Source organism: Nonomuraea sp. 10N515B (assembly GCF_052245915.1).
GTDB lineage: Bacteria > Actinomycetota > Actinomycetes > Streptosporangiales > Streptosporangiaceae > Nonomuraea.
Genome location: NZ_JBQQBQ010000130.1, coordinates 1 through 11,185, shown reverse-complemented (window position 1 = coordinate 11,185; position 11,185 = coordinate 1). Strand labels below are relative to the sequence as shown.

8 protein-coding genes are annotated in these 11,185 nt (G+C 68.1%); 6 read left to right on the top strand and 2 right to left on the bottom strand.

Annotation, left to right across the window (positions count from 1 at the left end; genetic code table 11):
• The first annotated feature begins 157 nt into the window (after positions 1-157).
• The 4 genes from ACTWQA_RS57685 to sulP all read left to right on the top strand — a co-directional run bounded on the left by ACTWQA_RS57685 (position 158) and on the right by sulP (position 6,030).
• Positions 158-847: a CBS domain-containing protein gene (locus ACTWQA_RS57685; RefSeq protein WP_443167265.1), complete on the top strand. Its 690-nt coding sequence runs from the start codon at positions 158-160 to the stop codon at positions 845-847.
• A 195-nt stretch (positions 848-1,042) separates the two neighbouring features.
• Positions 1,043-2,434 (top strand): anion permease, encoded by a 1,392-nt coding sequence (locus tag ACTWQA_RS57680; RefSeq protein WP_443167266.1) that lies wholly within the window; start codon positions 1,043-1,045, stop codon positions 2,432-2,434.
• Positions 2,435-2,669: 235 nt separating this feature from the next.
• A complete protein-coding gene (locus tag ACTWQA_RS57675; RefSeq protein ID WP_443167264.1) occupies positions 2,670-4,172 on the top strand; it encodes a serine hydrolase domain-containing protein in 1,503 nt (500 codons plus the stop codon).
• Between the two features lie 199 nt (positions 4,173-4,371).
• Positions 4,372-6,030, top strand: coding sequence for a sulfate permease (gene sulP, locus ACTWQA_RS57670; protein WP_443167263.1), 1,659 nt, complete (start codon positions 4,372-4,374; stop codon positions 6,028-6,030).
• Between the two features lie 4 nt (positions 6,031-6,034).
• Here sulP and ACTWQA_RS57665 read toward each other — a convergent pair whose 3' ends face one another.
• On the bottom strand, positions 6,035-7,390 hold the full coding sequence (locus ACTWQA_RS57665; RefSeq protein WP_443167262.1) for a wax ester/triacylglycerol synthase domain-containing protein: 1,356 nt from the start codon (positions 7,388-7,390) through the stop codon (positions 6,035-6,037).
• A 304-nt stretch (positions 7,391-7,694) separates the two neighbouring features.
• Here ACTWQA_RS57665 and ACTWQA_RS57660 point away from each other — a divergent pair, with 304 nt between their 5' ends.
• Positions 7,695-9,068 (top strand): cytochrome ubiquinol oxidase subunit I, encoded by a 1,374-nt coding sequence (locus tag ACTWQA_RS57660; RefSeq protein ID WP_443167261.1) that lies wholly within the window; start codon positions 7,695-7,697, stop codon positions 9,066-9,068.
• A gap of 12 nt (positions 9,069-9,080) precedes the next feature.
• Positions 9,081-10,052, top strand: a complete 972-nt coding sequence (cydB, locus tag ACTWQA_RS57655) for a cytochrome d ubiquinol oxidase subunit II (RefSeq protein WP_443167260.1) — start codon at positions 9,081-9,083, stop codon at positions 10,050-10,052.
• A 452-nt stretch (positions 10,053-10,504) separates the two neighbouring features.
• On the opposite strand, the gene ACTWQA_RS57650 is transcribed toward cydB, so the two are convergent.
• Positions 10,505-11,053: a pyridoxamine 5'-phosphate oxidase family protein gene (locus ACTWQA_RS57650; RefSeq protein WP_443167259.1), complete on the bottom strand. Its 549-nt coding sequence runs from the start codon at positions 11,051-11,053 to the stop codon at positions 10,505-10,507.
• Positions 11,054-11,185: the final 132 nt, after the last annotated feature.

The following is an 11,185-nucleotide window of genomic DNA, read 5'->3' as shown; positions in this document are numbered from 1 at the left end:
AGGCGCAAGAGGTCCTGGCAGATCTGCCAATCAAGCGACAAGCTGTCTCTGCTTAGTCCTCTGAGCTGTGGCTTCGTCAGTATTCGAGCGCGCTGAATGGTTCATCAGATGCAACTCCGCCCGTTTTCCGATGGTGCGGATCAGTGTGAGAGACGTGATGACCACGCACGTGGCCTCGGTCGAGGCGGGCACGCCGTTCAAGGAGGTCGCCGAGCTGCTCGTGCGCCGCGGGGTCAGTGCCGTGCCCGTGCTGGGTGCGGACGGGCGGGTCGCCGGCGTGGTGTCCGAGGCGGATCTGCTCCGCAAGGAGGAGTTCCGGGAGCAGTACTACGGTGAGGGCTACCGGCCGCGGCTGCGTGCCCGGTTGCGCCGCAGGCTGGCCGGGCGCGGTGAGGACGGTCAGGAGAAGGCCGAGGCCGCCACGGCGGCCGAGCTGATGTCGGCGCCGGCGGTGACAGTCTCGCCGGACGCCTCCACCGTGACGGCCGCCCAGCTCATGGACACCCACGGCGTCAAGCGCCTCGTCGTGGTGGACGGGGACGGGCGGGTGATCGGTATCGTCAGCAGGCGTGATCTGCTCAAGGCGTACGTGCGCGACGACGCCGAGCTCAAGCGCTGGGTCGAGGAGACCATCCCCGAGCAGGCCAGATGGAACGACCGGACCGGGATCGTCGTGCAGGTGCAGAACGGCATCGTGACGCTGTCCGGCTATACCTCGACCCGCACCGAGGCGGAGGCGGCCGTGCACATGACGAAGGGACTCGGCGGCGTCGTGGACGTCCGCGAGAGTCTCGTCTGGGAACGGGACGATCGGCTCGAGCTGCCGCTGATCTGGGACCGATCTTGAGCGGGATGCATGGGTCCAAAGACCCTGCTGTTGGTGACTTTCGCTTCAAGTGCACCAAGAGTCTGGGGGCCCACACTGGCCACGCAATCTAAAACGCGTGATCGGCAGTGATGGGAGAAACATCATGTTACGGCTCCAGCCGAAGAACCCCCGAGCCCGGTATCGGCCGAACGAGACGGATGGTGGTGGACGGCTCTGCGCTGGGCCGTACCCGTCGCCGCCGGACTGATCATTTACCTGCTGCCGCAGCCTGAAGCCGTCAAACCGGGCGGCTGGGCCGTGCTGGCCATCTTCGTCGTCACCGTGCTCGGACTGATAGCGCAGCCGATGCCGCTGGCCGCTGTCGCGCTGACCGGGCTCGCCTTCACGATGGTCGCCGGTGTCCTGGAGCCGGCGGTCGCGTTGAGCGGGTTCGCCGAGCCGACCATCTGGCTGATCGTGGCTGCCTTCTTCATCTCCATCGCCGTCACCAAGACCGGACTCGGACGGCGGGTGGCGCTGTGGTTCGTGGCCATGCTCGGCAAGCGCAGCCTTGGCCTCGGCTACGGCCTCGCGCTGACGGACCTGGTCCTGGCGCCCGCTACGCCCAGCAACACCGCCCGCTCCGGCGGCGTGCTGTATCCGATCATCACCTCGCTGAGCGAACAGGCCGACTCACGGCCGAACGACCAGACCCGCCGCCGGCTCGGCGCCTACCTGACGGCGACCGCGATGGGCGTCAACGTCATCACCAGCGCCATGTTCGCCACCGCGATGGCCGCCAACCCTCTGGTGCAGAAGTTCGCCGGCGAGCAGGGCGTCGAGATCAGCTGGCTGACGTGGACGGTCGCCGCACTCGTACCCGGTCTCATCGCGCTCGCCGTGATCCCGACAGTGCTGTACAAGGTGTTTCCCCCCGAGCTGCGCGATACCCCTGAGGCGCCCTGGCAGGCCCGCGCCCAGCTGGCCGAACTCGGCCCGATGTCCCGCCCCGAGTGGATCATGGCGGGCGTGTTCGTGATGCTGCTGACGCTGTGGTCGCTCGGCAGCCAGCTCTGGGCCCTGTCGGCCACCGCCAGCGCGTTCGCCGGCGTTGCGGTGCTGCTGATCACCAGGGTGCTGACCTGGAACGATCTCGCCGGCGACAAATCGGCGTGGACGACCCTGACCTGGTTCGCGGTCTTGGTGATGATGGCCGGGCAGCTGCAGAAACTGGGCGTCGTCGGGTGGTTCAGCACCTCTATCACCGGGGCCGCGGCAGGCCTGTCGTGGCAGGTCGCGTTCGTCCTGCTCACGCTTGTGTACTTCGCCTCCCACTACGCCTTCGCCAGCAACACCGCGCACGTCGCCGCGATGTACGGCGCGTTCCTGGCCGCAGCCCTGGCCACCGGTGCCCCGCCGATGATGGCCGCGCTGGTGCTGGGCTTCATCAGCTCCCTGTACGGCGGGCTGACCCACTACGCCTCCGGTCCGGCACCGGTCCTGTTCGGTGGCGGCTACGTGACGCTGACCGAGTGGTGGCGCAACGGCCTGGTCGTCGCCGCGGTCAACATCGCCGTGTGGATGGGGGCCGGCGCGGTCTGGTTCAAGATCCTCGGCTACTGGTAGGCGTGGGCTCCCTCCGGCGCCGTCCCCAAGCCCGATGCCACAGACCAGGTGCCTCCTGCGGCCACCCACAGTGCGCTCCCTCCCGAAGGTTCGGCCTGATCCCTCCGCGATGGAGTGCTCGGGAGCATAAGACCCGCCGCGTATGGGTCGATTGCCTTTTTCTCTCAACCCGGATCGCGGAGCAGCGTCGATGTGAGGGACCTGCCACCCGGAGAAGATGTGGAAAGGACAGAGCATGGATCAGCTCGAGATGAAAGCCATAGTCGATGAGATCCTCAACCGCCGGCCCGCCGTCGGCCTGGCCCTGGGGGTGGTCCGCAACGGAGCCCTGGAATTCTTCCACGGACACGGCGTCGCCGACATCGCGTCGAACACGCCGATCACCGAGGACACTGTCTTCCGGATCGCCTCCATCACCAAAACCTTCACCGCGATCGCCGTGATGCAGCTGTGGGAGCAGGGCCTGATCGACCTCGACGCGCCCGCCGATGACTACCTGCGCGCCTACCAGCTGACTCCCGCCAGACCAGCCCACCGGGCGGCAACGGTGCGGCACTTGCTGACCCACACAGCCGGTGTTCCGCAGATGGTCTATCCCACCCAGGCGCTTCGGAGCGGCTGGTTCGGGGAGAGCGTCGAGATCGGCCGGCCGCTACCAACCCTGGCGGAGCACTATCGCGGCGATCTGCGGCTGGCCGCCGAGCCCGGTACGACGTTCACCTACACCGACCATGGTTTCGCCACGCTGGGCCAGATCGTCGCGGATGTCAGCGGGCAGCCCTTGGAGGGCTACCTGTGCGAGCACGTCTTCGAGCCGCTCGGCATGACCGACACGAGCCTCGTCCGATCCGACCGGATCACCTCACGCCTCGCGACCGGATACCGTCTGGCCGCCGATGGTCCCAAGCCTATCGTCGACCGTCAGTGGATCACGGCGGCGGCCGCGTCCGCGTACTCCACCCCGAGGGACATGGCCCGCTACCTCGCGGTCCTGGCAGGCGGCGGCGCGAACGAGCACGGCTCCGTGCTCAAGCCGGCGACGCTCGCGTCTATGTACGAGCCTCACTATCAACCCGACCCCCGGGTCCCGGGCATCGGGCTGGCGTTCTTCCGGGCCGACCTCGGTGGCCACCCGGCCATCGAGCACCAGGGCATACTTCCGGGCTTCAACGCGCAGATCTTCGTGGCCCCCCGGCAGGCGGTCGGCGTCATGGCCTTCACCAACGGGGCCAGGAACGCGCTCATGTGGTTGCCGGCCGAAACCGGACGGCTCCTCGGCCACGCGATCGACGCCCCCGACGCGGCCATCCGCACCGCCATCCCGCACCACCCCGAGATCTGGGGCGACCTCGTCGGCTGGTACCGGCCTCATGCCCAGCTGACCGACATGCAGACGTGGTCCATGGTCGGCGCCGGTACCGAAGTCGTCGTGCGGCGTGGCCGACTCTGGCTTCGAGCGCTGAGCCCGATTCCGGCCCTCTACAGAGGTTTTCTCCTCCATCCCGACGACGAGGAGGATCCGTATGTCTTCCGGATCGACCTGTCCGACTTCGGCCTCGCCACCGCCCGCGTGGTCTTCAGCCGCGAACCCGGGCCGAGATCCATCCACCTCGATCTGGCGCCGCTGACCTTGCAGAAGCGGCCGACCGCGACGAACCCCAGGGTGTGGGTCAGCGGCGCGCTCATCGCCGCCAGCGCGGCGGTGGCCATCAGGCGGATTCGGTACCGCCGGGCCTGACCAGGCTCGACGGCGCCATTATGTGCCCGAGGCGCATGCGAAGCAGGGCGAGCGGCAAGTGGCGCGCACGAGACAGGACCGGCTCAGGGATTCCTCAGCGTGGCCCTCACCTGACCTGGTGGAGCGACTAGTGCGTCGTTGGGCCGCAGGCTCCAAGTCCGGGCGCTGGCACGGTTTGGGCGGTGCGACACTGACGGGCATGCTCACGTTCCTTCCGTACCGGCGCGCATGGCTGCGCGGTGATGTGCTGGCCGGGCTCACCGTGGCTGCCTACCTGATACCGCAGGTCATGGCCTACGCCACCGTGGCAGGGCTGCCGCCCGTGGCAGGGATCTGGGCCATCTTGGCGCCACTCGCGCTGTACGCGTTGCTTGGCTCCTCGCGCCAGCTGTCCGTAGGGCCCGAGTCCACGACCGCACTCATGACCGCCGTCGCGATCGGACCGCTGGCGGCGGGTGATCCGGACCGGTACGCGACCCTCGCGGCCGGGCTCGCCGTCGCTGTCGGTCTGCTCTGCCTGGCCTGCCGGTTGCTCCGGCTCGGCTTCGTCGCCGACCTGCTGTCGCGGCCGATTCTGGTCGGCTATCTCGCGGGCGTGGCAGTGATCATGATTGTCGGCCAGCCCGGAAAGATCACCGGGGTGCCGGTGTCGGGCGACGGCGTCATCGCCGAACTACTGTCGTTCGCACGGGGTCTGCCGGAGATCCATCCGGGGACCCTGCTGCTCGCGGTCGGAGTGCTGGCCTTGCTGTTCCTCACCCAATGGCGCCTGCCATGGATCCCAGCTCCGCTGCTCGCCGTCCTCCTGGCCACCGCCTGCGTCACGCTGTTCGGGCTGGAGCGGTACGGGATCAAGGTGGTGGGGGAGATCCCCGCGGGCCTGCCCGCGCCCGCCCTTCCAGCGCTCGCCGACCTGCAGCACCTGCTGCTGCCCGCGCTCGGAGTGCTGTTGGTCGGCTACAGCGACAACGTGCTCACCGCACGGTCCTTCGCCGCCAAGCACGACCAGCAGATCGACGCCAACCGGGAACTGCTCGCCCTCGGCGTGGCCAACCTTGGCGCGGGCGTTCTGCATGGGTTTCCGGTGAGCAGCAGCGGCAGCCGTACCGCCCTGGCCGACACGGCCGGTGGCCGTACTCAGATGTACTCGCTTGTCGCCCTGGCAGCCGTGGTTGCGGTCGTCCTGTTCGCTGGGCCGCTACTGTCCGATTTTCCCACCGCGGCGCTTGGCGCGATCGTCATCTATGCCGCGATACGGCTGATCGATGTGGCTGCCTTCCGCCGGCTGGCGGCCTTTCGCCGCAGTGAGCTGCTGCTGGCTCTGGCCGCGTTCGCGGGGGTGCTGGTCTTCGACATCCTGTACGGCGTGCTGCTGGCGGTGGCTCTGTCGGTCGCGGAGATGCTGGCCCGGGTGGCTCGCCCGCACGACGCGATCCTGGGCATCGTCCCGGGACTGGCGGGGATGCACGACGTCGACGACTATCCCGACGCCCGGACCATTCCCGGGCTGGTCGTCTACCGCTACGACTCCCCGTTGTTCTTCGCCAATGCCCAGGACTTCCGGCGTCGTGCTCTGGCCGCGGTCGATGAGCACGAAGGCCTTGTGTCGTGGTTCGTGCTCAACGCCGAAGCCAATGTGGAGGTGGACGCCACCGCGCTGGATGCCGTCGAGTCGCTGCGCGCCGAACTGGCCCGCCGGGGCGTCGTGTTCGCCATGGCCAGAGTCAAGCAGGACCTGCGGACCTCCCTCGACGCGTTCGGCCTGGCCGCGGCCATCGGCGAGGACTTCCTCTTCCCGACCCTGCCGACCGCCGTGGCGGCCTACGAGCAATGGCGGTCCTCATCCAAGGGCACGTGACGACTCAGTTCCGGGGGTGCGGAACGAGCAGGTGTCGGCCGAGGACCTCCATGGCGTTTCGAGCTCCCGCCTTGAACGAACGTAATTCGGATAAGCCTGGCGCGGCGTTGACTGTCATCGCCAGCGTGCCGGCATACGACATCACCGCCACGGCCATGGGCATCCCACCCACGAGCGGGGCGATCGGATAGACCGATGTCAGGCGCATGTCGTCGAGCCACAGGGGCGTCGGCGGGCCCGGCACGTTGGTCACGTACAAATGGACACGTTCCCCGCCGTGCCGCCGCAGCCAGCGCATGCCGCGGCGCATGACGAACGGCGGGATGAGCGGCGAGGGGACCAGTTCGGCCTGGGAGCGGGCAGGGGAGGCCTTGGCGGCGGTCGTCTGTTCCATGATCCGCGCGAGCGTCAGGAGCGGATCGGGCAGGTCCATCGGTACGGAGACGATGATGGGGGCGGTGCCCTGGCTGTTGCGCGTTCCGGGAGCAGGGGCGACCGGCACCGTCATCCTGAGCGTCCGGCCCGTGACGGGTTCGCCTGCCGTGGAGAGCATGTGCCTGATCGCAGCGGTGGTGACGGTCAGAGCCACGTCGTTCACGGTGGCCCCGAGCACGTGTCCGATCCGTGCGATATCGGCCAGCGGCCAGGTGATGGCCAGGAGTCCGCGGCGGCCGTCGCGGGCCACCGGCAACGGGAGAGGGGTGACGTGGGTGCCGAGTGCGGCCGACATCGCCGACAGGCCGGCGCGTGCCGTACGTAGCGTGCGCGGGGCGTGGGTGAGTCCGATCACTGCCCGGCGCAGGGCGGTGAGTTTCGCCACGGTCGCGTCTCGCACCAGGCTGCCCGGGGACGGCATCGGGACCGGGGTCCACGACGACGGCGTCACGGGCGCACCGGGCGAGGTGTCCAGCAGCGCTGAGGCCAGGGCGACTGCGGCCGCGCCGTCGGCGAGCGCGTGGTGCAGCGCGATCACCAGCCCGAGCCCTTGGTCGAGGCCGGTGACGAAGATCAGGCGCCACGGCGGGCGGTCCAGGACCAGTGGCTCGGCTACGCGCGTGGCGGCCCAGTCCAGGAAGTCCACGTTCGGTGGCAGCGGTGTGATCTGCACGTGGCGAGCGAGGTCGAAGCCGTCGTCGTCCACCCACAACGGCCGTCCCTGCCCGAATCGCGTGCGCAGGAGCCGCCGCCGGAGCATCGGCACGCGGTCCAAGCGGGCATCCACAGCTGCCCGCAACGATTCGGCGTCCACCCGGCCACGATGCTCCAGCACGCCTGCCACGCCGATGTTCATGTTCGCCGCGGAGCCGGGCTCCTCCGCCCAGATCGTCATCAGGTCGCCGATGCTCAGCCGCTCGATCATGACGTACCTCCCGCAGCCCGCTCACTCGTGGGTCAGGACCATGAGGAGCTCGCTCCCACACTCACCCGTGGCACTGGCCGCCATATAGGGGCAAAGGTCCGTCATCTCGGCTCTTTTGGCCTCCACTCCGAGACGCCGACGCTCATGGTCACCGGCTTGCGGCACGCGGATCCAGCCTCACGTATGAGAGGCATGCAGAACGTCGACCGTCGACAGGACACACAGATTGGCATGGGACTAAGGTCCTTCAGGGCAGAGCCGCTCGGCCCTACGCGGCGAAGCGGCCAACCTCCAATCTGGCCGCATGGATGTGCTCGACCTCTCCCGCTGGCAATTCGGCATCACGACCGTCTACCACTTCTTGTTCGTACCCCTCACGATCGGTCTGTCGATCATCGTGGCCGGATTGCAGACCGCCTGGTACCGGACGAAGAAGCCGGAGTACCTGCGGCTGACCCGGTTCTGGGGACGGCTGTTCCTGATCAACTTCGCGATGGGCGTGGTGACCGGGATCGTGCAGGAATTCCAGTTCGGGATGAACTGGAGTGACTATTCGCGCTTCGTCGGGGACGTGTTCGGGGCGCCGCTGGCGATGGAAGGGTTGATGGCGTTCTTCCTGGAGTCCACGTTCCTCGGACTGTGGATCTTCGGCTGGGACAAGCTGTCACCGAAGCTGCACCTGGCCACGATCTGGCTGGCCGCCATCGGCACCAACATCTCCGCTTATTTCATCCTCGCGGCCAACTCCTGGATGCAGCACCCGGTCGGTTACCGCATCAACAACGGCCGCGCCGAGCTGACCGACATCTGGGCCGTCCTCACCAACTCGACCACCCTCGTCACCTTCCCGCATGTGATCTTCGGGGCGTTCCTGACGGCGGCAGCGTTCGTGCTCGGCATCAGCGCGTGGTTCTTGCTGAAGAAGCGGGATGTGACACTGTTCCGGACCTCGGCCCGGCTCGCGCTGGTCGTCGCGCTCGTCTCCGCTGTCGGGGTGTCGTTCTCCGGTCACTGGCAGGCGCAGATCATGACCGAGCAGCAGCCGATGAAGATGGCCGCCGCCGAGGCCCTGTGGGAGGACGAGAGCGCGGCCGGGTTCTCGCTGTTCGCCGTCGGCGACGTCGAAAACGGCCGCAACCACATCAATCTGCAGATCCCGTACGGGCTGAGCCTGCTGTCCACCAACACCCTGGACGGCAAGGTCGAGGGCATCAACGACATCCAGGCCCGCTACCAGGCGCTCTACGGCCCTGGCGACTACCGGCCGGTGGTCGGCCTGGCCTACTGGTCGTTCCGGCTGATGATCGGCTTTGGAGCGTTGTCCGCACTGCTGGCGCTGGCCGGTCTCTGGCTGACCAGGCGCGGCCGGTTGCCGGCGAGTCGCTGGGCTTACCGGCTGGCCATCGCCGGGATAGGGCTGCCGTTCCTGGCCAACACCCTGGGATGGATCTTCACCGAGATGGGCCGCCAGCCGTGGACCGTCTTCGGCATGATGCGGACCGCCGCGGCTGTCTCGCCGGGCGTGGACGTCGCCTCGGTGGCGATCACGCTGGTCGGCTTCACGTTGGTGTACGCCGTGCTGGCGGTCATCGAGGTCCGGCTGCTGATCAAGTTCATCCGCATCGGGCCGCACGAGGAAACGGCTCCTGAAGAGCCCGCCCCAGCCCTGAGCTACTGAAGGATTGCCACGATGGAACTCACCACTGTCTGGTTCGTACTGATCGCCGTGTTGTGGACCGGCTACTTCGTTCTCGAGGGCTTCGACTTCGGCGTCGGCATCCTGCTGCCCTTCCTCGGCAAGGGGGAGGTGGAGCGGCGCACCATCGTCAAGACGATCGGCCCGGTGTGGGACGGCAACGAGGTGTGGCTGCTGGTGGCCGGCGGCGCCACGTTCGCCGCGTTCCCGGAGTGGTACGCCACCCTGTTCAGCGGCTTCTACCTACCGCTGTTCCTCATCCTGCTGGCCTTGATCGCACGCGGGGTGGCGCTGGAGTACCGGAGCAAATCCGACAGCACGCGCGGCTGGGACCGGGCCTTCTTCTGGGGCTCGCTCGGGCCGGCCTTCCTGTGGGGCGTCGCCTTCGCCAACATCGTGCGCGGTGTGCCCCTGGACGCCGACCACGAATACACCGGCACCCTTCTCACCCTGCTCAACCCGTTCGCCCTGCTCGGCGGGCTGGCCACGCTGCTGCTGTTCACCCTGCACGGCGCGATCTTCCTGACCCTGCGCGCCACGGGCGAGCTGCGCCAGGGCGCCTCGCGCTTCGCCAAGACCCTTGCCCCGGTGACGATCCTGGTGGTGATGGCGTTCCTGCTGGCCGCAGGCGGTGGCAGCAGGCCGGCTTGGTGGGCCGCGGTGGCGCTGGTCGCGCTCGGCCTGACCGGCGCCGTGGTGGCGACGTTGCGCGGCCGTGACGGGTGGGCGTTCACCGCCAGCGCGATCGCCGTGATTGCCGTCGTGGCCGCGCTGTTCACCGGGCTGTGGCCGAACGTGCTGCCCGCCCTCGACCCGGCCAACAGCCTCACCGTGACCAACGCCGCCTCCACCCCGTACACGCTGACGGTGATGACCTGGGTCGCGGCCATCTTCACCCCGGTCGTCCTGGCCTACCAGGCCTGGACGTACTGGGTGTTCCGCCGCCGCCTCACCGGCGCGACCTGACGAGCTGACGTTGACCCGCCGCCTGCTGGATGCGGGCGGCGGCAGCCTGGCATTGCAGTCCTCCGGTCCGGCCGCGGGGAAGGCAGCGCCTCCTTCGCCAAGTGGGCGGTCGGCCACGATCTCCTGGACGCCAACCCGATGGACCGGATCGACACGGTCAGGGTGCCTCAAGAACTCCAAAGCCGATGGGCATGCCCCCCGCTCCAACGAGGACCTCACATTCGCAGCGCTGGCTGCGTAGGCACGAAGCCAAATTGGGTGCGGATCCTTCTCAGGGGTTGGTTGAGCTGGCGTGTTGCGGATGAGCAGTGTCCATTCCGGGTCGGCCCGCTACTACCAGCTCTTGGTTCTCTACCCCTGACAGTCACCACCCCGCTATCACGATGCCGGGGCGGCCTTCGGGTCCGTCTGCCGCCCTGGCCACCCTGAACGGCGGATCGTCGGCGGTAAGGTCACCACGCGTCCTGCCCTGTTGCCAACCAGGCCGGACGGCATCGCGTGGGAGAATCCGCAACCTCATGGTCCGAACCCCGTACAGGCCCTAGTCCCGGGTGCTCGTCCACGCCGAGCACCCGGGTGGCGCCCTGCGTCAATGTTGTGGAGCCGCTCCGTTGAGTCGCGGGGCCGACGATGCGGCGGCCGGAGACCTGCTCGGCCTCGATCACAATGTAGTGATCCCGGCTGCCGGGCGCCCAGGTGATCAGGGGGAGCGCGGCCAGCCGGTTGATCTCGGTGGGGTCGGTGACGGCGCGGGCGTGTCCCACCGCGGTGACCGACCAGCCTGTGCGCAGCTCTGGGTTGAACTCGTCGGCCTCGAAGGCCACTACGGCCTGGCGGGTGGCGGCGGCCAGTTTGGATCCGATCGAGGTGCGGATCACGATGAACCGGCCATCGAGATGGAAATTGACCGGTTGCACGGCCGGCAGGGCGCGATCGGTGAACACGATGCGCCCGATCGGTGTGGTGGACAGCAGGGTAAGACACTCCTCGCGGGAGAGCACCTGAAGTCGAGGTGTGTCAGAGAAAATGCACCAGATCGGGTCTTAAATACCCATCAGTCGCGGGAGGGGTTATAGGGGATCCTGGCGTAGTTCTCGCCGGGCTGCAACCCGGGCCTCGTGTGCGTCCTTCAG